The 24,136-nt window shown below is 64.6% G+C and carries 24 protein-coding genes and 1 tRNA gene; 12 read left to right on the forward strand and 13 right to left on the reverse strand.

Features of this window, described 5'->3' with window-relative positions; all coding sequences use genetic code 11:
- Nucleotides 1–687: 687 nt before the first annotated feature.
- A complete protein-coding gene (locus tag BJ987_RS32305; RefSeq protein ID WP_209896839.1) occupies nt 688–1,728 on the forward strand; it encodes a hypothetical protein in 1,041 nt (346 codons plus the stop codon).
- Nucleotides 1,729–1,748: 20 nt separating this feature from the next.
- Nucleotides 1,749–2,504, forward strand: a complete 756-nt coding sequence (locus tag BJ987_RS32310) for a hypothetical protein (protein WP_209896840.1) — start codon at nt 1,749–1,751, stop codon at nt 2,502–2,504.
- Nucleotides 2,505–2,562: 58 nt separating this feature from the next.
- Here BJ987_RS32310 and BJ987_RS32315 read toward each other — a convergent pair whose 3' ends face one another.
- Nucleotides 2,563–3,318 carry a hypothetical protein gene (locus tag BJ987_RS32315; protein WP_209896841.1) on the reverse strand — a complete coding sequence of 252 codons (756 nt, stop codon included), beginning with the start codon at nt 3,316–3,318 and terminating at the stop codon, nt 2,563–2,565.
- A gap of 375 nt (nt 3,319–3,693) precedes the next feature.
- On the opposite strand from BJ987_RS32315, the gene BJ987_RS37595 reads away from it, so the two are divergent.
- The 4 genes from BJ987_RS37595 to BJ987_RS32335 all read left to right on the forward strand — a co-directional run bounded on the left by BJ987_RS37595 (nt 3,694) and on the right by BJ987_RS32335 (nt 8,721).
- Entirely contained in the window at nt 3,694–4,605 is a 912-nt protein-coding gene (locus BJ987_RS37595) for a hypothetical protein (protein WP_245366233.1), read from the forward strand.
- A 468-nt stretch (nt 4,606–5,073) separates the two neighbouring features.
- Nucleotides 5,074–5,436: a nucleotide pyrophosphohydrolase gene (locus tag BJ987_RS32325; protein WP_209896842.1), complete on the forward strand. Its 363-nt coding sequence runs from the start codon at nt 5,074–5,076 to the stop codon at nt 5,434–5,436.
- A gap of 147 nt (nt 5,437–5,583) precedes the next feature.
- A complete protein-coding gene (locus tag BJ987_RS32330; protein WP_209896843.1) occupies nt 5,584–7,452 on the forward strand; it encodes a DUF2075 domain-containing protein in 1,869 nt (622 codons plus the stop codon).
- 234 nt (nt 7,453–7,686) lie between these two features.
- Nucleotides 7,687–8,721 (forward strand): three-Cys-motif partner protein TcmP, encoded by a 1,035-nt coding sequence (locus tag BJ987_RS32335; RefSeq protein WP_209896844.1) that lies wholly within the window; start codon nt 7,687–7,689, stop codon nt 8,719–8,721.
- Here the strand turns inward: BJ987_RS32335 and BJ987_RS32340 are convergent.
- Entirely contained in the window at nt 8,711–9,454 is a 744-nt protein-coding gene (locus BJ987_RS32340) for a DUF5131 family protein (protein ID WP_209896845.1), read from the reverse strand. The genes BJ987_RS32335 and BJ987_RS32340 overlap by 11 nt on opposite strands.
- Before the next feature lie 138 nt (nt 9,455–9,592).
- Here BJ987_RS32340 and BJ987_RS32345 point away from each other — a divergent pair.
- From BJ987_RS32345 to BJ987_RS32355, 3 genes are all read left to right on the forward strand, one after another.
- Nucleotides 9,593–9,713, forward strand: a tRNA-Leu gene (locus BJ987_RS32345).
- Between the two features lie 182 nt (nt 9,714–9,895).
- Entirely contained in the window at nt 9,896–10,513 is a 618-nt protein-coding gene (locus BJ987_RS32350) for an arsenate reductase/protein-tyrosine-phosphatase family protein (protein ID WP_209896846.1), read from the forward strand.
- 128 nt (nt 10,514–10,641) lie between these two features.
- Nucleotides 10,642–11,052: a hypothetical protein gene (locus BJ987_RS32355; protein ID WP_209896847.1), complete on the forward strand. Its 411-nt coding sequence runs from the start codon at nt 10,642–10,644 to the stop codon at nt 11,050–11,052.
- Between the two features lie 61 nt (nt 11,053–11,113).
- Here BJ987_RS32355 and BJ987_RS32360 read toward each other — a convergent pair whose 3' ends face one another.
- The 11 genes from BJ987_RS32360 to BJ987_RS32405 all read right to left on the reverse strand — a co-directional run bounded on the left by BJ987_RS32360 (nt 11,114) and on the right by BJ987_RS32405 (nt 22,307).
- Nucleotides 11,114–12,016: an acyl-CoA thioesterase gene (locus tag BJ987_RS32360; RefSeq protein WP_209896848.1), complete on the reverse strand. Its 903-nt coding sequence runs from the start codon at nt 12,014–12,016 to the stop codon at nt 11,114–11,116.
- Between the two features lies 1 nt (nt 12,017).
- Complete coding sequence (gene pyk, locus BJ987_RS32365) at nt 12,018–13,436, reverse strand: pyruvate kinase (RefSeq protein WP_209896849.1); 1,419 nt, start codon at nt 13,434–13,436, stop codon at nt 12,018–12,020.
- 88 nt (nt 13,437–13,524) lie between these two features.
- Complete coding sequence (locus BJ987_RS37600; RefSeq protein WP_245367694.1) at nt 13,525–14,151, reverse strand: amino acid ABC transporter permease; 627 nt, start codon at nt 14,149–14,151, stop codon at nt 13,525–13,527.
- Nucleotides 14,152–14,202: 51 nt separating this feature from the next.
- Nucleotides 14,203–14,955 carry an amino acid ABC transporter substrate-binding protein gene (locus BJ987_RS37605; RefSeq protein ID WP_245366234.1) on the reverse strand — a complete coding sequence of 251 codons (753 nt, stop codon included), beginning with the start codon at nt 14,953–14,955 and terminating at the stop codon, nt 14,203–14,205.
- A 145-nt stretch (nt 14,956–15,100) separates the two neighbouring features.
- Nucleotides 15,101–15,607 (reverse strand): TM2 domain-containing protein, encoded by a 507-nt coding sequence (locus BJ987_RS38140; RefSeq protein ID WP_209896850.1) that lies wholly within the window; start codon nt 15,605–15,607, stop codon nt 15,101–15,103.
- A 92-nt stretch (nt 15,608–15,699) separates the two neighbouring features.
- On the reverse strand, nt 15,700–16,893 hold the full coding sequence (gene lgt / locus BJ987_RS32380) for a prolipoprotein diacylglyceryl transferase (protein WP_307869827.1): 1,194 nt from the start codon (nt 16,891–16,893) through the stop codon (nt 15,700–15,702).
- Between the two features lie 52 nt (nt 16,894–16,945).
- Nucleotides 16,946–17,746, reverse strand: a complete 801-nt coding sequence (gene trpA, locus BJ987_RS32385) for a tryptophan synthase subunit alpha (RefSeq protein WP_209896851.1) — start codon at nt 17,744–17,746, stop codon at nt 16,946–16,948.
- Entirely contained in the window at nt 17,743–18,999 is a 1,257-nt protein-coding gene (gene trpB / locus BJ987_RS32390; protein ID WP_209896852.1) for a tryptophan synthase subunit beta, read from the reverse strand. The genes trpA and trpB overlap by 4 nt, the downstream gene beginning before the upstream one ends.
- Nucleotides 18,999–19,817: an indole-3-glycerol phosphate synthase TrpC gene (trpC, locus tag BJ987_RS32395; protein ID WP_209896853.1), complete on the reverse strand. Its 819-nt coding sequence runs from the start codon at nt 19,815–19,817 to the stop codon at nt 18,999–19,001. Before trpC ends, trpB begins: the two co-directional genes overlap by 1 nt.
- A 183-nt stretch (nt 19,818–20,000) precedes the next feature.
- On the reverse strand, nt 20,001–20,750 hold the full coding sequence (locus tag BJ987_RS32400; protein WP_209896854.1) for a TIGR02234 family membrane protein: 750 nt from the start codon (nt 20,748–20,750) through the stop codon (nt 20,001–20,003).
- A 6-nt stretch (nt 20,751–20,756) separates the two neighbouring features.
- On the reverse strand, nt 20,757–22,307 hold the full coding sequence (locus tag BJ987_RS32405) for an anthranilate synthase component I (RefSeq protein ID WP_209896855.1): 1,551 nt from the start codon (nt 22,305–22,307) through the stop codon (nt 20,757–20,759).
- Nucleotides 22,308–22,523: 216 nt separating this feature from the next.
- Here BJ987_RS32405 and BJ987_RS32410 point away from each other — a divergent pair, with 216 nt between their 5' ends.
- The 3 genes from BJ987_RS32410 to BJ987_RS32420 all read left to right on the forward strand — a co-directional run bounded on the left by BJ987_RS32410 (nt 22,524) and on the right by BJ987_RS32420 (nt 24,047).
- Entirely contained in the window at nt 22,524–22,832 is a 309-nt protein-coding gene (locus tag BJ987_RS32410; RefSeq protein ID WP_209896856.1) for a hypothetical protein, read from the forward strand.
- Nucleotides 22,833–22,928: 96 nt separating this feature from the next.
- On the forward strand, nt 22,929–23,387 hold the full coding sequence (locus tag BJ987_RS32415) for a peroxiredoxin (protein WP_209896857.1): 459 nt from the start codon (nt 22,929–22,931) through the stop codon (nt 23,385–23,387).
- A 75-nt stretch (nt 23,388–23,462) separates the two neighbouring features.
- Nucleotides 23,463–24,047 carry a permease gene (locus tag BJ987_RS32420; protein WP_245366236.1) on the forward strand — a complete coding sequence of 195 codons (585 nt, stop codon included), beginning with the start codon at nt 23,463–23,465 and terminating at the stop codon, nt 24,045–24,047.
- The last annotated feature ends 89 nt before the right edge of the window (nt 24,048–24,136 follow it).

Raw genomic sequence — 24,136 nt, forward strand, 5'->3', positions numbered from 1 at the left:
TGGAGAACATAGCTCGCCGGACAGTGGGCGCTACGCCGATACGTCAAGACCAACGAGGTTCTCGCCGCGCCGATCGACATCACCAAGTTGGCGCTGACCGTTGTCGCCGGCGTGTACGCAATGGCCGCATCGCCGACGAATCCCGCAGACGCCGCCGCCAGCAATGCATCGACGTGCTGTGCGGCAACCTCCGTCTGCCCTACGACGCCGGACACTGCACCAGTGGCCGCATTCACAAACCCAAGCCGTCGTGGCCTCCGCGGTGCCGGTCCCTTCGCACTAATCCGCAACGCGGCATCCCGAACCAGCCCGCTCGAAACCCCCTCCGGTGCCGGTCTTCTCCTCCGTCCAGTCGTACTTCCGTTCAGTCTCTTCTCCCTTCGGTTATTTCCTTCCAGTCCCCCATTTCCCCTCCGATCTGTACCTACTTCCTTGTTGTCTGTCTGCCTGACACATGGACACTAAATGCGCCCGCAGGGTGTGTTTAGTGTCCATGTGTCAGGCAGACAGACGCCACCGACAAAACCGCTGGTCGGAGGGGAAATGGGTACTCAGTTTTGGTACCTCATACCAATGAGGTACCAGGAGTGAGGATCTTTGCCGCAATGTGCGACTGCCTCACGGGTACGCCGGTAGCCTCGTAAGGAGTTGTCGCTCTGCAGTTTTCAGCGAAGGGGGTTGATCACGGTGGTTGTTCAGAAGAAGCGCATGCGAAACCTGATCCGCTCGCTGCAATCCAGGATGGCCGCTGCTGCCGGCTCCTCCGAGAGCATCAGGCATGCAGTGCTCGTTCCGGTGAAACCTGACCCCTACCAGTACATTCGGCACGGCTACAATCCGGCGGTCCAAACCGTTCCCGTGAATCTACGCCAGCTCACCGACGAGGACCGCGAGCTCGTCGCCGACTACTTCGTGCAGGCAACAGAATACGAAGGGCTCCGGGTACAAGTCACGTCGGGAACTACCGAAGCGCTCCTTTCCGCTCTCCACGAGCGGCAAGCGGCATCGGCCGCCAAGGAGCTCGAAACCGCGCGGCAGCGCGCCGAGTTGTTGGAACAAGCACGTGCAGTTTTCGTTGAGCGGCGGACCCTCGCCGAACGGCGATGGCTCACGCTTGGGCACAAGGGAGGCGAAGGCTGCTTCTATGAAGTCCTTCTCCCGGACTGGCCCAGCGGCGTCCAAGGGCACCGGGGCGTATGGGAGCTTGGCAGGTTTGGCCTGCCCGTCGACGAAGTCGTGCACGAGATCGGCGCCGGCGCATGGGTTGCCGATCTCGACGCGCTCAATGAGCAAAGCCGCATCGCCGCCCAGAGTGCCTACGAACACGAACTCGCCGAAATGAAGGCCACTTACGAGAAGGGCAGCAAGATCCTCTGCGCATGGGCGGAGACACGGGAGGATCTTCGAACCATCCTCACCGAACGACGCGGCAACTGGATGCGAAAACTAGAAAACCTCTGGATCGAAGCCCAAGTGCCCGAGGGTTATTCCGCACTAAACAGCGCGGTGAAGATCCTCGACAACAGCGAGCCAACCAGAGCAGACTTCGAAGCGCTTGAAGTCGCCAGGAAGGCATGCGACGACATCGTCGTGTCTGATGCACAGCTGGCCCTCGTCCGCGGATATACGGCGAGCCCAGGTGCGGAGCGCAGCATGGTCGGGGTCGCCGTAACCGCCCCGACAGGCCATAGCCGAACATTCTGGCGGCGCGTAGAAGCCGCGAAATGACTGGGGAGCGGCCCACAGGGATGCACGACGACCACACGAACCGGTTCGCGATCTGGAAACCTCGGTTCTGGTGGACCGTCCGGAAATCCGAGCGGCCACAGCTCACCGATCCTGACGTCTCAGACCAGCGAGTTCGATGGCGCAACAACCCCGAAGTTGACTGGCTGGCAGTCGCGCAGTTTGTCAATCAAGTGGCGAATCAGCTCGACCGCGATGACGTTTTCGCCGACTTGAGCCGCTACAACGACGATGGCGAACTGCTGTGGGTCGACTGCGATGCTGCCCAGCTCCCCGACCTCGAGCAGAACATCGTCCGCGCATGGTTCACGTCAGGAATACCACCAACATTCGACCCTTGGCATCACTCCATGACGGACGGCCGACATCGACTTTGGAACGTGTGGCAAGCAGACCCAGAGGCGCGGGTACCGGTGCAATCCCTGATCCTGCGGAGTGCGGTCATAGGGGAAGCTCCCATCCGAGAACACCGGAACTACCCGAGCCTCCTTCGCGAAGTCTCCTGGTTCGATGCGTCAGTAGGAGCAAATCGGAGGTATGCCGTAAACCTCCACTGGGCGATGCAACAAGGCAACTACTTCGTGCCCGATCACCGCCAAGGCCCCAGTGCCACTGCCAAAGTTGAGGACTTTCCAGTCCCAAATCCCGTTCCCATCGCGGTTGTGGCACCTGCGATTTCGTTTCCGAAGCCCAGACCTCTGGGCTGGTTCTCCCGCCATTTCAAAGGTCAACCTGCAGACGGACAAGCCGGCGGATGAAACTGGTGCACGGACAGGTGCCCGTCAGTCGAGTACCCGCGCACCGCAGACAAGGAGCTCAAGGCAGTGACCAGTCGTGCACGTCCACACGGAAGTCGGACGTGATACCCATTACCAGCCGCCACCCGTCGGCAAAGCTGCGCGCGGTGCTACAGGCCCACATGGCGCAACCAGCACCCATGCATTTGTTGGGGTACCAAGGATCGCCAATCGGGATCGCATTCCCGGGAAATTGCTCACCCTGCAACTCAACCGCAAGCCCTTTCGTCTCGCTCCCCACGTCGGTCCACTTTGGTTTAAAGTGAACGAGGCTATTCCTTAGGGCAATCAATCGTTTGACACCCTCAAACGGCGGCTGCCCACGATCCATCGACGGCTTATTCAAGGCAATCAATGCAAGGTCATACTTCGCCAGAATTGATGTTCCCGTACCGCGAAGATTAAGATCTTCACTTTTCCATAAACGCGCCAACGTCTTCCTGTGTTGCTCGTCCAAACCGGTAACCCCGGCTGAGGCAACAGGATTACCGTCCGCCAGATCGTCGAAGACCTCATTAATGTACGCTTCGATGAAGAAAACGGAGAACAGAACAGCCGCAGTCGACAGTGACCTGTGCTCACGGTCGAACCCGCTGAAACCGTCCTGCACGAGCGACTTCTCACGCTGCTCACATCGGCTAGCCATGAGCTCGGCAGTCCACAGGTGCGATGCCGCTAGGTGCTCCCGCACCCGGATGCTGCCGACGTCGAACGCATTCCCATGGTCGCCCGCTTCAGCAGCTACCTCGCTCGGCTCACCAGCCCCACTCGACATGGCTTCGAACCATAGCCTTCAATCTCGCCGATCCGGTGGATTGGCTCCACGACGCGAGGCGTGAAGGCTGGGGAGCACTTGGGGACCAAACGTCATACCCGGGCACGAACATCGCCAGTTCACGCCCACCAGAGCAGAGCCTGCAAACCGTGTGTGACGTGCAGCGATCCCGAATTCTGACTCCTAGGTACAACCGATCAGATTCGACGCCGTTCCTCGTCTCTGGCACTGGGCCGTTGCGACAGGTTGTCGACTGTCGCGCCCCTATAGCGGCATCCCTTGCCGGCGCAATCCTTTCAGCAGCGCCTGCAGGTCACATGTACCCCCGGGCGAAGTCACACTCGCCATTGGTGTTCAGTAGCTAATGTCGGGACTATGACAACGACCGACGCATCGGGTGGAGCGCCAGAGCCGACCGAGGAGGAGATCATCTCGGCGCTGCGAGCCGCTGGCTGGCTGCTCGAGCAAGAGACTGAGACATGCCTTGAGCGTCAAGGGTTTCACACGTCACTGAACGCCGCTTTCCCCGACCCTGACGACTTGGGAAAGTCACGTGAGGTCGATGTGATGGCCTACCGGGAGCTCTATCGAAACGACGAAATCCGCCTCAGTATCGGAATTCGATGTTTGGCAGAGTGTAAGCAGAGCAGCATGCCGTACGTTCTCATTGGCAAACCTCCGAGCGCTTACGAGCGCGAGCGCACGAAGCTTGAGCAGCTGCTTCGCTTTGATTCCGTTGTGACCAGTAAGGTAAAAGAATCCGATAGAGTCACTCGATGGAAGTCTGAAGACGCTCGAGAGTTTATCGGCCTCAATCGCATCCCCGAGGCGCCCTGGAAGCGAGATTTCGTAGCAACCCAGATGACTCGACTTGAACGCAAAGCCACCTGGCTGGCAGACAATAGGGGAATTTTTGATGGCCTGGTGTATCCTCTCGCCAAGGCTACGCAATATTTCCGAAAAAATTATAGACCTAATCGCGTGTTTCACGATAGGGCCACAGACTGGGCTACGGTGCAATTCCTTTACCCTATGGTCGTTACTTCTTCTCCGATATACCGAGTTGACGCCTCATCCGAGTACGCTATCGATAAGGCTAAATGGGTCCCTATGATCCGCCAGCTAAAGTCCGGCAGCCTCAACGGTACTTATGTGATAGATGTAGTTACATACTCCGCCCTTGAGGAGTACTTAGAAAAGTATGTACTCGCATTCGGGGCTGCTGTTCAAGAAATAGCAGAAAGCGATCCCGAACTTTTTGTGACATCGGGCCACGAGCCAACGTAGGAACTGTCGGCTTGCGTCCGTGCACAGTGCGGCCACACGAGCCCTCGACCAAACGAGACTCCCGGCGGCGTTTATTCGCGGTGCATTAAGCGCCGCATACATTGCCCGAACAGCCTCGCGGTGCGCCAGCGGGCCGCGAAGAACCTCGAACCCGACAGTGACGACCGCATCGTCTATCAGCTCTCGTGGGTCGTTCCAGACTCCAACCTGGGGACCGCTTGGGGGCCAAACGCTATGCGCGGCCGAGAACTACGCCAGCTCTTGCACCCCTCGGTCGAACCCGCAAACCGTGCGCGACGTGCGGCTCTCCTAAATACTGACTCCTGGGAATCAGGTGGCTTGGAGCTGGAGGCGGCGCGCGGGCTTGGCGGTCAACTAAATAAGCGGGGGCCCGATGGGTGACCGGCCAGGTACGTCTCGGCCGATCGGATGGTACGTCGAGGAGTTGGTCTCTGCTAGAACGAACCTATGGCCATCGACCGTCTTCAGACCATGATCGCCCAGTTCGCCCAGGATCGAGCCTGGCAGGGTTTCCATACACCCAAAAACCTAGTCATGGCGCTAACAGGCGAAGTGGGTGAACTAGCGGAGCTTTTTCAATGGCTCACAGCGGAGGAGAGTGCCACTATCACCGATAGCCCGGTCGGCCGTGGCCGCGTCGAGGAAGAGATCGCCGATGTTTTCATCTACTTGCTACGCCTCGCGGATGTGCTGCAGGTCGATCTCGTCGCCGCTACGGAACACAAGATCCGCGTAAACGCCGAGCGATATCCAGCCGACAAGGCTCGTGGCCGAGCGGTGAAGTACTCAGCCCTCGACGAACCCGCTTGATCGCGCAACGCTTCCGACCTGCCGGCGCCGCAGTTGGCCGGGATGACCGGGCGCCGGGATGAGCCCGACTCCGGAACTGCAACCGAAAGGGTAGGTTGATCGCTATCTTCAAGCGTTGCAGGTGATTCCAACAATCTCGGGGGTTGTATGAAGCTTCGGGCATTCCGGACGACCGCTCCGGAAATCTTGGCTTTGGCCCGCCAGAAGAAGCTCGTGGAGGCGGTCGCTGAGGGAGCAGGCAAGAAGGGCACCGCGGCGGAACAGAGGTCGTGGCAGGCCAGTCTTCCGGCACTCGCCAAGCTCCTCGTCAAGGCAAACCTTCGCGGTGTCACCATGCTGGTCGAGTGTTCTGTGCCGGGAGCGAACAAGCGTATCGATGTAATTCTCGCGGGCACCGATCCAGCGACGAGCGCCGACCGTTACGTCGTGGTGGAACTCAAGCAATGGACCGACGCTCACCTGGGGTGGGACAGCGAGCTGATCGTCTGGACTCTTTTGACGCGAGGGGATCAGCTACATCCCGTCGACCAGGTGCGGGGCTATTGCCGATACCTCCAGCGCGATGTCGCCGTGCTGCACGAGAGCCCGAATGCTTTGCATGGCGCTGCTTTCCTGCACAACGCCGAGGTGAGTGATGTCGAGCCGCTGTTTCTGCTGAAGCCTGATCAGTTTGGGCGCCTGTTTACCGGAGACCAAACGGATCAGTTCACCGACTTTCTCCAAGAGCGCCTCGCTCAGGCCTCCGGCGACGGTGGCGCTGCCACTCGCCTGCTGGAGAGCGAAATCTACCGCAGGAAAACGCTTCTCGGCTTCTCCACTGGCGATCTCGCCACAACCGCAGACACGCTGGTAGACAACCAGCGGCTCGCCTTCGAGGCGGTGCTGAGCCGTATCAGTCACGCCCACGGAAGCAGGCAGAAGACCGTCGTCCTGGTGAGCGGCGGCCCAGGCAGCGGTAAGAGCTTGATCGCGCTCTCGCTGCTGGAACGGCTCCGCGCGGACCACCGTAAGGTGCGGTACGCGACGGGATCGGAAGCCATCACCAAGACGATGCGCAGAATCTACGGTCGGCAGGATCGCGACCTGGAGGAGCAGATCACGTACTACAAGAACCTCGCCAAGATGAAGGGCGAGTGGTTGGACGTGGTCATCTGCGATGAAGCGCATCGAATCCGGCGGACCTCCACCGACCGCTGGACCGCGGGCAGCCAACGTAGCAAGCGACCGCAGATCGATGAACTCATCGACGCCGCAAAGGTGCCCGTCTTCCTGTTAGACGAGAACCAGGTGGTGCGCCCCGACGAGGTGGGGACGATCGACCATATCCGTGAGCACGCCGCCCGTGCGGGTTTGCCGGTCTTCCAGATCAACCTCGATGGCCAATTCCGGTGCGGTGGCAGCGCGGCATACGACGAGTGGGTCCTGAACCTCCTCGGTTTGCGCGCGTTCGGGCCGATGCCGTGGAAGGACGACGGCAAATTCACTGTCCGCGTCGCGCACTTGCCCCAGCAGATGGAGGATTTTCTCCGCGCGAAGATCACACCGGCTGTCACTGCGCGGATCACTGCGGGCTACTGCTGGGACTGGACACCCGAACCGGACAGCGCCGGGGCGCTCGTCGAGGACATCCAGATCGGCGACTGGTCCAAGCCGTGGAACAAGTACGACCCTAAGATCGGCAAAGCGCACGAGCCCCCACCGAGTTGGCTGTGGGCTCACGACCCTCGCGGTTTCGACCAAGTCGGTTGCATCTATACCGCGCAAGGGTTCGAGTTCAATTGGGCCGGAGTCATTCTCGGGCCAGAGATCGGTGTCGAGGACGGGCGCCTGGTGGTGCGGCGGGACGCCAATAAGGACAAGGCGCTCAAGAGCAAGCGGCTCTTCGACGAAGACTTCGACATTCTGATTCGCAACACCTACAAAGTGCTGTTGACCCGCGGCATGCAGGGAGTCGTCATCTACGCAGTCGATCCAGCTACCCAAGAATTTATTTCAGGTCTGGTCGAGTCGCTCTGAGAGGAGCAGCCCCAAAGCTCTGGTTTCCGGGCATCACGGTCTTTCGAGGCTGGAACAGATCGGCCGGATCTCGTGCCGGTGCTGCGGCTTCCAGGCGAATACTGAGCATCCTGCGAGAACCCCTGCCGACCAACGTTATTGGTTCCGAACAACCGCGGCGCCCTGGAACTCCGCCCTATCCTGATTGAGTCGGGTTGCCCTCGACCCGGCTCTCAGGGGTGGCAGGGGCTCGATATGGCGCGGGAATGGTCCTACTGGACGAACAACAAGCTGTTGATCCTCGACGACTACGTCGCTGCCTTCAACAAAGCGTCACAATCCGCCAAAGACCGGATCTATCTCGATCTGATGGCCGGCCAACCGGAGAACATCGAGCGGCACACCGGCACCCGGATCGACGGATCCCCGCGGCGAGTGCTCTCGGCTGATCCCGGGTTCACGCGACATGTCTTCTTCGAGCTACCAGGCAACGCCGAAAAGCTGGAGCGAACTCTTCGGAAAGACTTCCCCAACAAGGGCTTCCATGTCATTGCAGGGGACTGCAACGAGACGATCGACCGTGTCCTCGCCGATCTACAGCCCTTCAACCGCGCGCCGGCCTTCGCTTTCATCGACCAGCAAGCCGCTGAAGTCGATTGGAGCACAATCGTGAAGATCGCCAATTTCAAAGCACGCACACGCTCGAAGCCGGAGCTGTGGTTGCTGGTCTCTCCGACCTTCGTCGCGCGTGGAGTGCGTGGTACGAATCGCGACCTGTTTAGACAGCGGGTCACACGGTTCTATGGGAGCGACAAATGGTTGATCATCCAAGCTGCGCGAGAAGGCAACGAGATCACGCCAGACCAGTATCGGGACGAGATGACCAACCTGATCCGGTTCCGGCTTGCCCAACATCTGGGTTACCGCTTCACACACCGGATTCCAATGCGGATGACGAACCGAACGACCATCTACGACATGGTGTTCGCAACCGATCATCCGGCGGGCGACAGGATCATGCGACACCTCTACGCGAAGGCTGCCGCACGTGAGCCTCAGATGATGGCGGACGCACGGCGGCTGGCGAAAATCGCGCAGGAGGAAAAGACGGGGCTTCTGACGCTGTTCGAGCCGCCGGTCGTCACCCCCGACGCCGCAGGACAGGTCCTGTGGCAGCCTGAGGCCTACTGGTGGCCGTCGAGCCGTGAGTGGTGGGGCCGACGCAGCCGGGTCCTCCAGCAGCCGCCAGGCCGGGCGCACGGGTTCGACGAGCGTGAGGTCAGGCCGTAAGCGCCGGCATACCGTCCCACAGACGACCATCGAGCTCGCGACCCATCGCCTTCGGCGTCCGGCCGCCCCATTGCTTGAAGAAGAACGGCACGCCCGCGTCGTGGCAGCTGTCTCGGATCTCCCGGACCCATTCCGGATCCATCGGCCGATGCGCCGGACCGGACTCGCCGCCGGCGATCACCCACCCGATTCCATCGAGATCCAGATCGCCGAGCGCACCCAGCAACGGCTCGCAGGACAAGAACCGCACTGCCGCGGGCACTTCCCGCAGATGGTTGACGCGGTCCACTTGATCGGCGCTCTCGACCGAGACACCCATCCAGACGTTATCGGGCCACTCCAGTTGTCCGGCGACCCGCTTCAGCCGCAACGCGCGTTTGGTCAGCACCTGATAGGTGTGGTGCGGCGTCGCCGCCATCACATCGAAGACGTCCCGGATGAACCCGATGGGGACCTTCGCGTGGAACAGATCCGACATGCTGTTGACGAACACGACCCGCGGCTGCCGCCAGCGCAACGGAACGTCCAAGGCCGCCGGATGGATCGTCACTCCGAAGCCAGGACCGGACGTCCGTGGATCGCCGTCGTTCTGGTACTTCTCGGCCCCCATTGCTTTCAAACGTTTCGACAACGTCATCGCGTAGCAGTGATCGCAGCCAGGTGACACCCGATCGCATCCGGTCACCGGGTTCCATGTTGCTTCGGTCCATTCGATACTCGATTTATCCGCCATGGCACCTCCCTCAGATAGTTCCCGACAGTACGGCCCGCGCTACGACGCCACGTAGTGAACCGAGCGCGACCAGTCCGCAATCCGTCCGCAGCGCCGCCCACAACCCTCAGCGACATCAACGCCGCAAACAGGCGAATCGCCTGGTCAAACACTTCTCCCCCACATCACCAACACAGCCCTGACCTGCACAAACACCGACCGTGCGGTCTCAAAAACCGTTATCCGAAAGGATGTGTGGGTTCGAGTCCCACCATCGGCACCCTGTCTCGTGAGAGGCTCATGCTCGTGACGAGCATGAGCCTTTCTCGTCTCCGTGATTTTTCGCGGTTTGCCGGGTGGTCGGTGTACGCCGGGCTACCGCCAGGTGAATATGTTTCCGCGGGGGTGTGATTCGTGGCCGGAGTGGTTTTGGAACTCGGGCGGGCGATTTAGCGTGGGCGCATGCACGTCCTGTTCGTCTGTAACGGCAATGTCTGCCGGTCGGTGATCGCCGAGCGCGTGACGCGTGCCGTGGCGGTCGAATACGGGCTGTCGGGGCTTACCGCGGAAAGCGCGGGCACCCGGGCGCTGGTCGGATTTCCGGTGGAACCACTTGCCGCGCAGGCAATTACGGGGCTGGGCGCGGATCCGGAGGGGTTTCGGGCACGGAAACTGAAACCGGAAATGATCGATCGGGCGGATCTGGTGCTCGCCATGACCGAGCAGATCCGCGATCACATCGCCGATATGGGGTTCGGGGTGCGGGCACGGACATTCACACTGCTGGAGGCGCATCGGATCGCGAAAGTGACCGGGGCGCACACCATCGCGGAATTGCACGCCGCGCGCAACGATCTGTCGCTGGTGGGCCGGGAGAATATCGCCGACCCGGTCGGATTGTCCGAAACCGCGTATTGCGAAGTGGGCGACCGCATCGCCGAAGCGCTTGTGCCCCTGCTGGTCGCGCTCGCGCCGCGGGAACGGAGCCGTCCCGCCCAGGACGAACCCGGCCTGGTGGTAGGCCCGGAGACCGGGCCGCCGCCGCGCGCGAGCTTTCTGGCGGCACAGCGCATCCGGTGACATCCGCCCCGAAACACCGGGCGCGCCGGGCGAATCGCCGTCGCCTCTGGGATTCGTCCCGCTCAGGGATTACACTCCCGGCGGACACATTTCCGCCGTTGCTGGTTCGGACCCGGACAGGAATCGACATGCCGAAACGCATTTCGGATGTTTCGCTCCATGTTTATGTGACACCGGAAACCCTCGACCGTGTCGTCGAGACGGTCCGTGCGGTCGTCGACGATCACCTCCAAGACCGCGATGTGTTCGCGTGGAGATTCACCCTGCCGGTCGATTCGGAGGACACGGCGCATATCGACCTGGCGGCCCGGTGGCGGGTAGATCACCCCGATGCCGACCCCGGCGCGCGGCGCACCTACGAAATAGCGCTCAGCCTCGTCGGCGCACCCCGTGATCTCACCGCACCCGGTCTGGCGGCCCTGGAACGCAGACTCATGCTCGAAACAGCGGGAACGACAACGGATCTGGAAATTCCCCGGACGATCCGGACGCAGCGGCGCGACAGTTTCGACTTCGAATTCGAACGCGAATACCTGTAGGCGAATCGCACGCCGCACTCAGGATGACCGAGTCACCCTGAGTGAAGCGAAGAATTTCCGATCAGCGCGCCGGGAAGTGCCGGATCAGGCCTTCCTGCACGGTCGTCGCGAGCAGTTCACCCGAACGCGAGTAGAACCGGCCGGTGGCCAGGCCGCGCGAGCCCGCCGCGACCGGCGACTCGGTGCAGTACAGCGCCCAATCGTCGAACCGGAACGGCCGGTGGAACCAGATGGAATGGTTCACCGTGGCCGCCACGATCCGATCCAGGCCCCAGGACAGGCCGTGCGTGGTGATGATCGAATCCAGCACCGTGGTGTCCGACGAATAGCCCAGCGTCGCAACGTGAATCAGCGGATCGTCGGGCAGCTTCCCGTCCGCCTTCATCCACACGCGATTGTGGTTCAGCCGCTCCCCCGTGCCCTTGAGAATCCAGGCCGGGTCGTTGGTGTAGCGCATATCGATCGGATGCGGCGCCTTGATGAACATCTCCAGCTTGTCCTCCAAGCCTTCGAAGCTCTCCTCCACCCGCGGCAGCGTCTCCGGATCCGGCACCTGTGGCTGGGCATGGGAATGCTCCAGCCCCTTGCCCCAGTCCTGGAACGCGGCCAGCATGACGAACAACTCCTGCCCGTCCTGCGTGGCGGTGACGGTGCGGTTGGCGAAGGCGCGGCCGTCGCGATGCCGGTCGACGCGATACTCGATGGGCCGCTTGGTATCGCCGCCGCGCACGAAATGCGCGTTCACGGCGTGCACCGGGCGGTCACCGACGGTGCGCCCGGCCGCCATGATGGCCTGGGAGACCAGCTGCCCGCCGAAGGTGCGACTCCACACCTTGGCCGGATGCTGGCCGACGAAAACGTCCTCGTCGACCTGCTCCAGATCGAGCAGGCCCAGCAGCACATCGAGATCGGACGAGCCGGCAGCGGCCCCGAGCCCGACGGAACCGCCTAAGGATGTAGCCAAATCAGTGGTCCTCCTCGCCGATGCGATGCACGTGAATCAGGTTGGTGGACCCGACAGTACCCGGAGGCGAGCCGGCCACGATGACCACGAGGTCACCTTTCTGATAACGGCCCAGCGAAAGCAGCGCGACATCCACCTGATGAATCATTGCGTCGGTGCTGTCCACCGTCGGCACGATGAAGGTTTCGGTGCCCCAGGTCAGCGACAACTGGCTGCGCACCTCCGGCAGCGGGGTGAACGCGAGCAGCGGCAGCGGGGTGTGCAGCCGGGCCAGGCGGCGCACGGTGTCACCGGACTGGGTAAAGGCCACCAGCGCCTTGGCGTTGAGCCGCTCGCCGATATCGCGGGCCGCGTAGGAGATGACGCCGCGCTTGGTGCGCGGCACGTGGGTCAGCGGCGGCACCCGAGTCGATTCGGCCTCCACCGCGCTCACGATCCGCGCCATGGTGCGCACCGTTTCGATCGGATACGCGCCGACCGAGGTCTCACCGGAGAGCATCACCGCGTCCGCGCCGTCGAGCACCGCGTTCGCCACGTCGGAGGCCTCGGCGCGGGTGGGGCGCGAGTTCTCGATCATCGACTCCAGCATCTGGGTGGCGACAATGACCGGCTTGGCGTTCTCCCGCGCCATCTGGACCGCCCGCTTCTGCACGATCGGCACCTGCTCCAGCGGCAACTCGACACCGAGATCACCACGCGCGACCATGACGGCGTCGAAGGCCAGCACCACGGCCTCGAGGTTGTCGATGGCCTCCGGCTTCTCCAGCTTGCCGATGACCGGAACTCGTCTGCCGACCCGGTCCATGATGTCGTGCACCAGTTCGACATCGGACGGGGACCGCACGAACGACAGCGCGATGAAATCGACGCCCAGCTCGAGCGCGAACTCCAGATCCTCGATGTCCTTCTCCGACAGCGCCGGCACCGACACGTCCATGCCGGGCAGCGAGACACCCTTGTTGTTGGAGACCGGGCCGCCCTCGGTGACCCGGCAGACCACGTCGTTGCCCTCGACCGCGGTAACGGTCAAGCCGACCTTGCCGTCGTCGACCAGCAGCCGGTCGCCCGGCTTGGCGTCGGCGGCCAGCTCCTTGTAGGTCGTGGAGACCCGATCATGGGTGCCCTCGACCTCGTCGACGGTGATGCGCACCGATTCACCGGTCGCCCACATCGTCTTGCCCTCTTTGAACCGGCCGAGCCGGATCTTCGGTCCCTGCAGGTCGGCGAGGATGCCGACCGCGCGACCGAGATCGTCGGAGGCCGCACGTACCTTCTTGTAGTTCTCGGCATGGTCACTGTGCTCACCGTGGCTGAAGTTCAGCCGCGCCACGTCCATACCGCTCTCGACGAGTTCGCGGATCCGTTCCTCGGTGGCAGTGGCCGGGCCGAGCGTGCACACAATCTTCGTCCGTCGCATCACGTGCTCAGCCTAATCCCGTAGGGGTACCAGGTGATGCCGTGGCCTCGGTGAAAAGTGCGTGAAAATAATGAACCGCACTTGGGCGAAGCTACGAGCGGGCGACATGCCGGGACAGCCGCGTCTCCAGACGAGTCTGTCCGAAGCCCAGGACCAGGCAGATCGCCCAGTAATAGACCGCGGCGACACCGTAGAGGGCGAAGAAGTCGAACGTGGGCGCGGCGGCTACCTGAGCGGTCCGCAACAATTCGGTGACCAGGATGGTGGACGCCAGCGAGGTGTCCTTGACCAACGAGATCAACGTGTTCGACAGCGGCGGCACCGCGATCCGCGACGCCTGCGGCAGGATGATCAACCGCATCTCCTGCGCGTAGGACATGCCCAGCGCCTCGGCCGCCTCCCACTGGCCGTCCGCCACCGACAGGATCGCCGCGCGCACCACCTCGGCGGCGTAACCGCCGACATTGAGGCTGAACGCCACGATCGCGGCCGGAATCGGATCCATCGTGATCCCGAACTGCGGCAGACCGTAGAAGATGATGAACAGCTGCACCAGCAGCGGCGTACCCCGGATGATCGAGATGTAGAACCGGGCGGCCGCCGACAGCGGCCACACCGGTGACATCCGGGCCAGCGCCACGAACAGCGCGATGGCCAGACCGATGAGGAAACTGACCGCGGTGAGCGGCAGGGTCATCTGCACTGTGGCCTTCAGCATCGGCCACAGGTTCTGCCAGATCAGCTCCTTCGTATTCGCATCCACCAGCGGTTACTTGCTGACGTCGGTGCCGAAGTACTTTTCGGAGATCTTCGCCAGCGTGCCGTCGGCGCGAAGGTCGTTGAGCGCCTTGTCGACATCGGCGATCAGCGCGTCATCCTTGCGGGCGGCGAACGCCTGCTGGCTGGTCTGGCCGGTCTTACCCGCGATCTTCACCCCGGTGTCGCCGGTCTTCTTGGTGTACTCGGCGACGGCGAGGGTGTCGTTCAGGGTCGCGTCCACACGGCTGTTCTTGAGCAGCTGGATGGCCTGCACGAAACCTTCCACCGCTTCGACTTTCGCGCCCGCCTGGGTGGCGACCTTGCCCCAGTTGGAGGTGGCGGACTGGGCGCAGGTCTTACCGTTCAGGTCGGCCAGGGTGCTGATGCTGGTGTCGCCGGCCTTGGTGACGATCACGCCCTCGGAGGTCGTGTACGGCTGCGACAGCGCGTATTTGTTCTTGCGCTCGTCGTTGATGGTGACCTGGTTGGCCACCAGGTCGAAACGCTTGGACTCCAGCCCGGCGAAGATCGCGTCCCACGGGGTCTGCACGAATTCCACCTTGCGGCCGAGCTTCTGGCCGACGGCTTCGATGATCTCGACGTCGTAACCGGTGAGTTTGAGACCGGGCCCCTGGAAGCTGAACGGGGCGTAGGTGCCCTCGGTACCGACCTTCAACACAGACGAGTCGTCGCTGCCGCAGGCGGACAGCCCGGTGGCGGCGACGACGGCGAGCATGGCGGCGGCGAATAGCTTGCGGCGCATCGGATCCTCATCTCCTCAACCCAAAATCCGACCCAACCTACGCTGGGACGACTGGGTTGCACAGTATCGCGATCTTGGCGCGCGAAACACTCGACACGAAAAACACCCCGCTTCGCGTCGCAGCGGGGTGTTCGTTCGAGCCGGACTAGCCTTCGCGCAGCGGACGCCCGTCCGAGTCGGGCACCTTGCCCGTGAGCATCTGGATGCCGTCGATCAGCGGCCAGATGAAGCCGAAACCACAGGTGAGCCAGACGACCGCGATCTGCGCGATCGCGATGTTGGTGTAGCCGGTGTAGAAACGACCGGCGCCGAACGAGCCGAGCAGGATCTGCAGCAGACCCGCGACCAGCTTCTGCTTGTCGGAGTAGGGCATGCCGTACATATCGCGACCGTAGGGCGCTTCCGGATCCATACCCGGCATGCCGCCGTACGGGCCCGCCGGCGGGTAACCGCCCGGCTGACCGAACTGGGGCTGGCCGTACTGCGGCTGACCGTACTGGGCTTGCTGGGCGTAGGGATCCGACGGCTGACCGTACTGTGGCTGCTGCGCATAGGGATCCGAGGGCTGCTTGCTCAGATCAGGACCCGTACCGGGCGGACCGTACTGCGGCTGCCCGCCGTATCCAGGATTGTTCTGGTAAGGGTCGGTCACTAAATGTCCTCCTCATTCGTGCGCGGGTACCCCTTGCCGGCCCCCGGCTTTCTCGATCAGCCGAACGGGGCCGGACAAGCTACCCGCGACGATCAGGTGACATTCTTGCCCGAATCACCCGATTCTGTCGCGCCGGTTCCCGACGACTCGGCCTCCGGCGTGGTGTCGCCGGTCTCCGGATCCTTATCGCCGGTCGCCTCGGATTCGTTTACGCCGGCGGCGTCGGATTCCTTCGCGGCGGTGGCCTCGGCGTCTTTGCCGGGCGCGGCGGGCTCCACCGGTTCGGTGTCGGACTTCTTCTCGAGGACAACGCCGGGCTCGGCATCCGCGGCCTCCGAGCGCGCACCCACCCTGCGCAATTCGGCGAGTTGCCACGGCCACGGCCGTTCCATCGCGCCCGGCTGCAATTGCGCCGGAGTTTCCCGGCCGCGGGTGGCGAACACGAAATAGGCGATGGCCGCGAGGAACACCAGCGCGGCGGTGAAGGAGTTGATACGGATACCCGCGATATGGGTGGCCTCGTCATCGCGCAGCAGTTCCACCACGAACCGGCCCACGCAGTAGCCCGCGACGTAGAGCGCGAACAACCGGCCGTGCCCGATGCGGTAACGCTTGTCGATCTGCACCAGCAGGAACACGACCAGCAGACTCCACAGCATCTCGTACAGGAACGTCGGCTGCACGACCTTCAGCACGACCCCGCTGGAGACACCGTTCATCGGATCCGGGTCGCCGTTCGCGTCGAAGCGCGGATAGATCTCCAGGCCCCACGGCAGCGTCGTCTCGCGACCATAGAGTTCCTGGTTGAAGTAGTTGCCGAGCCGGCCGATGGCCTGCGCCAGCAGGATCGGCGGCGCGACGGCATCACCCAAGGCGGGCAACGGGATTCGGTACACCCGGCAGCCGATCCAGGCACCGACGCCGCCGAGGAACACCGCACCCCAGATACCCAGGCCGCCCTGCCAGATGTAGAGCGCCTCCACGGGATTCTTGCCCGCGCCGAAATACTTCTGCCAGTCGGTGGCCACGTGATAGAGGCGACCGCCGATCAAGCCGAACGGCACCGCGAACATCGCGACATCCAGGATGGCGCCCTGCTGGCCGCCGCGGGCCTGCCAGCGCTTGTCGCCCCACCAGATGGCGACGATGATGCCGATGATGATGCACAGCGCGTAGGCGCGCAGCGGCAGCGGTCCGAGTTGCCACACCCCTTGCGGGGGACTCGGGATGTAGGCCAGCACGCTGGTTCCGGACGCCGCGGTGTCTGCCAAGACTTGTACGGTCACGCAGGCAACCGTACTGGGTCCCGGCGTCCGCCGGGACGACGGGCGGTCGCGGTCAGGACGAAACGGTGGCCGAGCGCACGCCTTCGGCGAGTTCGGCGGTCAAGGCGCGCACCGCGTCCAAGCTTTCGCCCGCCGCGCTGACCAGTGCCGAACCGACGATGACGCCGTCCGCGTAAGCGGCGATCTCGGCCGCCTGCGCGCCGGAGCGCACCCCGAGACCGACGCCGATCGGGATATCGGAGTGGCTGCGCACGCGTGCGCACAGGGCGGGAGCCATCGACGACACCGCGTCCCGAGCGCCGGTGACGCCCATGGTGGAGGCCGCGTAGATGAAGCCGCGCGAAGCTTCCAGCGTCTTGACCAATCGCTCCTCGGTGGAGGAGGGCGCGACCAGGAAGATGCGATCGAGATCGTGAGCCGCCGAGGCGACGAACCAGTCGTCGGCTTCCTCGGGGATGAGGTTCGGGGTGATGATGCCCGCGCCGCCCGCGCCGGCGAGATCACGCGCGAAACGATCGACGCCGTACTTCAGCACCGGGTTCCAATAGCTCATTACGACCGCCTGGCCGCCGGCCTCGGCAATCGCCTCGACGACGGTGAAGACGTCCTTGACCCGCACTCCCCCGCGCAGCGCCTGCTCGGCGGCTTGCTGGATGGTGGGGCCGTCCATCACCGGATCGGAGTACGCGACGCCGACTTCGATGATGTCGCAACCGGATTCGACCATCGCCTTGCACGCCGCGATGGAGCCGTCGAGATCCGGGTAGCCCGCCGGCAGGTAGCCGATGAGCGCGGCCCGGTTCTCCGAGCGCGCCGCCGCGAAGGTATTCGCGAGGCGGGACTGCTGACTCACTTCTGCTCCTCGGCGTTCTCGTCGATCAGGCCGAACCACTTGGCCGCGGTGTCCATGTCCTTGTCGCCGCGACCGGACAGGTTCACCAGGATGATCGCGCCCTCACCGAGTTCCTTGCCCAGCTGCAGCGCACCCGCCACCGCGTGCGCGGATTCGATCGCCGGGATGATGCCTTCCGCGCGGGACAGCAGCAGCAGCGCGTCCATCGCCTCGGTGTCGGTGATCGGCCGGTACTCGGCGCGGCCGACATCCTTGAGGTAAGCGTGTTCGGGGCCGACGCCCGGGTAGTCCAGACCGGCCGAGATCGAATGCGACTCGATGGTCTGGCCGTCCTCGTCCTGCAGCAGGTAGGAGTACGCGCCCTGGAAAGCGCCGGGCGTGCCGCCGGTGAAAGTGGCCGCGTGCCGCCCGGTTTCGACGCCGTCACCGGCCGCCTCGAAACCGATCAGGCGCACGTCCTTGTCGTCCAGGAACGGGTGGAAGATGCCGATCGCGTTGGATCCGCCGCCGACGCAGGCGACGACCGCGTCGGGCAGCCGCCCGGTCTGGGTCTGGACCTGGGCGCGCGCCTCCATGCCGACGATGCGCTGGAAATCGCGCACCATCATCGGGAACGGATGCGGGCCCGCGGCCGTGCCGAAGCAGTAGTAGGTGTCGTCGGCGTGCGTTACCCAGTCGCGCAGCGCCTCGTTGATCGCGTCCTTGAGGGTCCGCGAACCGGTCTCGACCGAGACCACCTCGGCGCCGAGCAGCCGCATCCGCGCCACGTTCAGCGCCTGGCGAGCGGTGTCCACGGCGCCCATGTAGACGACGCACTCGAGCCCGAGCAGCGCGCACGCCGTCGCGGTGGCGACACCGTGCTGGCCCGCGCCGGTTTCGGCGATGACCCGGGTCTTGCCCATCCGCTTGGCCAGCAGCGCCTGACCCAGCACATTGTTGATCTTGTGCGAACCGGTGTGGTTCAGGTCTTCCCGCTTGAGCAGGATGCGCGCCCCACCGGCATGCTCGGCCAGCCTGGTGCATTCGAACACCGGCGACGGCCGCCCGGTGTAATCGCGCTGCAGCCGATCCAGCTCGTCCAGGAAGTTCGGATCCAGCCGGCACTTCTCGTATTCGGCGGTGACCTCTTCGATCACGGCCATCAGCGCCTCGGGCACATGCCGGCCGCCGTAGGCGCCCCAGTGGCCGCCCTGATCGGGTTCGTGCGTGCTCTTGTCGTGGACGCCGTCGCTCGCCTTGGGAAGAACGCTCATCACCGGCCCCGCCGCGCCGGCTTCGGGCAGGAGGGGTGCGTACCGGCGGTGACCAGCTGCAGGACCGCGGCCCGCGGATCACCGCTGGTCACCAGGCCCTCGCCGACCAGGACGGCATCGGCGCCGGCGCCGGCGTAGGCGAGCAGGTCGGCGGTGCCGCGGATGCCGGATTCGGCGATGCGGATGACCTCGGTGGGTAGGCCCGGTGCGATCCGCGCGAATACATCGCGGTCCACCTCGAGGGTCTTCAGGTTGCGGGCGTTCACGCCGATCACCGAGGCGCCGGCTTCCAGCGCGCGGTCGGCCTCTTCTTCGGTGTGCACCTCGACCAGCGCGGTCATGCCCAGCGATTCGGTGCGATCGATCAGCGCGGACAGGGTGTCCTGCTCCAGCGCCGCCACGATCAGCAGGATGACGTCGGCGCCATGGGCGCGCGCCTCGTGAATCTGGTACGGACCGACCACGAAATCCTTGCGCAGAATCGGGATCGACACGCTGGCGCGGACCGCGTCCAGGTCGTCGAGCGAACCGCCGAAACGACGGGACTCGGTGAGCACGGAGATGATCCGGGCGCCACCGTCCTCGTAGGCCTTGGCCAGACTCGCCGGGTCCGGGATGTCGGCGAGCGCGCCCTTCGACGGCGAAGCCCGCTTGACCTCCGCGATCACGCCGATGCCGTCTTCGAGGAGCGCCGCGCGCGCGTCGAGCGGGGCGGGGGCTTTGGTCGCGGCGGCTTTGATGGCCTGGAAATCCAGGAGGGCTTCCCGAGCGGCCACATCCGCGCGGACCCCGTCGAGAATCGAGTCGAGTACCGTCATCTGGCTCGAATCCTTTCTGGGGAGACGGACTTGCTGCCTGAGAATCCCCCCAGGCGCTGTCTCACCGATGCTGACAAAGAATAAATGGCGGGCAGTTTCCCGGTCGCGCCGGGGTTGGGCTGGCGGCGGGCGGGCCGCTCGCGAATTCGAGGCAACCGGGCACGAAAAGTGGTAGCGATCACGTCAGCCGGCCTGACCGCCGGGCGAATCACTGCGTTGCGCACCGGGTTTCGCAGCCTCGGACCGACCGTCACCCGGCTGCGGCCCCTGATCGGATCGCTGCGCGTCCTCCGTGGGGTCGGTACCCGCGTCGAGCGCGTCCCACAGCACCCGCTCGGAGAGCTGCCCGTCCGGTTCGTCCGCCGTGCGCCGGTTTTCGACCTGCTCGGTGGCCGCCGCGCGGCGTGTCACCGGATTGTCGTATTTGCCGGACAGTTGAGCGCTGTCGCGCGGCATGCGCGCCAGCAGGACACCGGCCGCGAATGCCGCCAGCGCCGCGACGAACGACAGCGCCGGGCCCAGCGGCGAGGTAGCCCCGTCGACGTACACCGCGCGTGCGGGCAGCTCCGCCAGCGCCATCGACCGCTCTGCGAGCGAACCGGATCCGGTGAAGAGCGCGAACGCGGGCACAGCGGTCACCGCGGCCACCAACGCGACCAGGATGCCGATCAACCGGCGCGGCCAGCCCCGGGTAGCGAGCACGGCGGCGACGGCGGCCAGCAGAACCAGCGCCAGCGGGGTGAGCGCGCCGAACCAGACACCGCCGTTGAGGTGGACGGTGCGCTGCTCGGTGAGGCCGTCCTCGGCCGTCACCGTCACCCAGGTCATCCGGGAGGCGCCCCACATCAGTGCGGCCGCCAGGGCCATCAGGACGATCGGGACGCGCACGCCGGTATCGCGGGGTGCGGCGGGTAGCTCGGATTCAGCGGTCATCGCGGATCAGCCGTTCCCGCTTCGGATGTCGGCCCCGTAGGCCCGCACCGTCCCGGCCGCGGCGATGGCCTTGAGGACCGCCATCGCCTTGTTACGGGATTCCACGTCCTCGTAATCCGGATCCGAGTCGGCGACCACGCCCGCACCGGCTTGCACGTAAGCGGTGCCGTCCTTGATCAGGGCCGTGCGAATGGCGATCGCGGTGTCGGCATCGCCGGCGAAGTCGAGGTAGCCGACGACGCCGCCGTAGATGCCGCGCCGGGTCGGCTCCAATTCCTCGATGAGTTCCATGGCCCGCACCTTCGGCGCACCGGAGAGCGTGCCCGCCGGGAAACAGGCGCGCACCGCGTCCAGCGCGATCTTGCCGGGCGCGAGCCGGCCGGAGACCGTGGACACCAGATGCATGACGTGGCTGTACCGCTCGATGTGCCGGTACTCGGTGACGCGCACCGTGCCCGGCTGGCACACCCGGCCCAGGTCGTTGCGGCCCAGGTCGACGAGCATCAGGTGCTCGGCGTTCTCCTTCTCGTCGGCGAGCAGACCCTTCTCCAGCAGCAGGTCGTCTTCTTCGGTGACGCCGCGCCAGCGGGTGCCCGCGATCGGATGCGTCGTCGCCACCCCCTCTTTCACGGTGACCAGCGCTTCCGGGCTGGAACCGACAATGGAGAAGGCCGTGCCACCGTCGCCGTCGGGTACGTGGATCAAGTACATGTACGGGCTCGGGTTCGAGGCGCGCAGCATCCGGTACAGGTCCAGCGGTGAACCGTCGTAGTCCATTTCGAAGCGCTGCGAAAGCACCACCTGGAACGCCTCGCCCGCTTCGATCTCCTTCACCAGGCGGCGGACGCCCGCGCCGAATTCGTCGGAGGTGCGGCGGCGGCGATACTGCGGTTCGGGCTGATCGAACACCGAGACCGTGGACGCGGCGGGCGCGGCGAGTGCTTCGGTCATCCGGTCCAGCCGGGCGACCGCGTCGTCGTAGGCCTCGTCGACACCCTCGGTGGTGCCGTTCCAGTTGACGGCGTTGGCGATCAGCGTGATCGCGCCCTCGTGGTGATCGAAGGCGGCGAGATCAGTGGCCAGCAGCAGCACCATCTCGGGCAGCTGCAGATCGTCGAGTGCCAGGTTCGGCAGGCGTTCCATCCGGCGCACCGCGTCGTAGCCGAGGTAGCCGACCATGCCGCCGGTCAGCGGCGGCAAGCCCGGTAGGCGTTCGGTCTGGAGCAACCGCAGCGTCTCGTGCAGCGCGGCCAGCGGATCGCCGCCGGAGGGCGCGTCGGCCGGAATGTTGCCCAGCCAGGCGGCTTCACCGTCGACCACGGTCAGCGCGGACGGGCTGCCCGCACCGATGAACGACCAGCGAGACCAGGAACGACCGTTCTCGGCGGACTCGAACAGGAAGGTCCCGGCCCGGTCACCGGCCAGCTTGCGATAGGCCGAGAGCGGAGTCTCGGAGTCCGCCAGCACCTTTCGGATCACCGGGACCACCCGGTGCTCCGCGGCCAGCAGATGGAACTGTGCGCGGGTCGTGGTGGTGGGAGCGGACGCGGCAGGCATTGCACCATCATCCCAAGTGCGGCTGCCCGCTCTGCGCTCGGGCCGGTCGGCGCTCGCGTCCCGCTCCCGGCAAACCGCACGAGGCGGTCAGGTCCAACCGACCGGTTTTCATGCCCTGAACGGGCATGTGGCAGCCGTCACTACACTCGCTGCGTTCCACTTCAGCTAGCTGGATCCCCCAGTCACGCGGTATCGAAATTCGAGAGGAGACAATTGATGTACCCCTCGCAACAGGCGGGGCCGGAGGGCCGGCACGCCGCGCCGGGCTCGATGCCCGGCCAACCCCCGCGGATGGTCGGACTGAACGGCATGGGCGGCCCCCAGGTCGCCAGTCCCTACAACGCGCTCGCTTCTTTCGTCACCTATGTGAAAGCCCTCGAGTCGCTGGACCGCAACCATTTCCCGGACGAGTACGCCGATCACAGCGACCGCATCCGGGAACTCAAGCCCTTCCTGCGCGCCCACGGCATCCTCGATGTCATGGAGATCAAGAACCCCGAGGTCGCCGCGCTCGTCGGAGCCTGAGCCCGCATCGCCCGCATCCCCGTCGTCCTGGCCGCTCCTCCCTCGTCACGGCCGTGGCCGCCGGGGATGCGTATCTCCCCGGTACTGTCCGTTTTCATGAAGCCAGGCCAGCTCGCCCCGCGGTTCGAACTCCCCGATCAAACCGGCACCACCCGTTCCCTCGACGATCTGCTCGCCGGCGGGCCCGTGGTGCTGTTCTTCTATCCCGGCGCGAATACCCCGGTGTGCACCAAGGAAGCGTGCCACTTCCGGGATCTCGCCACCGAGTTCAAGGCGCTCGACGCCACGTGCGTCGGTATCAGCACCGATCGCGTGGACGTCCAGGCCGGATTCGCCGAGCGCCAGGGGCTGGGCTATCCGCTGCTGTCGGATGTCGACGGCGTGGTCGCGGAACAGTTCGGGGTCAAGCGCGGCCTGCTGGGCAGATTCGCTCCGGTCAAGCGACAGACCTTCGTCATCGGCACCGACCGCACCATCCGCACGGTGATCACCGGTGAGCTGCGCGCCGACGTGCACGCGGACGAAGCGCTGAAGTACCTGAGAGACAACTCCTAGCAATCCTCTCTTTTTTGCACGAAACGCCGAGCGCCCTGCCAATGTTCAAGCTGGTCACAGACCTACGCTGCATCCATGACTATGCGCGAGGGGCAGCCGACCGACACGCAATCCCATACGTCCAACTGGCGCTCGCGACTTTTCGGCTCACTAGCCTTGGTCGCGGTGCTGGTCGTGACATACCTGATCCTCAAGGCGTTCATTCCACGCTGGTGGGCGCAACGCCTGGCAGAGTCGATCCACGGCAGTTTCTCCAAGGGCATCTGGTGGGGTCTGCTGCTCGGCGGTCTGTGCACCCTCGTTCCACTGCTCCTGCTGCTGTTCGCGGCGAACATGTGGCGGCGGCGGGGCGGCAAGTTCATCGCCGGTGCCGCGGCGGTGCTCGGGATCATCGTGGCCCTGCCGAACCTCATGACGCTGGCCATCGTGCGCGGCGGCAGCAATGCCGCACACGCCGGTGAACGCATCCTCGACGTGGACGCGCCCGCGTTCCGCGGCGCCACCCTCGTCGGCGTTCTGCTCGCCATCGCCCTGTTCGTGCTGATCGCGATTTTCGATGTCCGGCGTGGGTGGCGGCGACGCCGGGCCGCCGAGATGCCCCCCGCCGATACCACCTATGTAGATCCGGACACGACGACGACACGCCACGAAGGGCTGTGAAAGCTCTCACCGTCCGGAGCAACTCTGTGCCCATCGAGCGAAATCGTGGCAAACTCGATGGCGCGGGTGACTGTGAACATCTGACGGAC

Origin of the sequence: Nocardia goodfellowii (assembly GCF_017875645.1) — a bacterium.
In the GTDB taxonomy this organism is placed as follows: domain Bacteria; phylum Actinomycetota; class Actinomycetes; order Mycobacteriales; family Mycobacteriaceae; genus Nocardia; species Nocardia goodfellowii.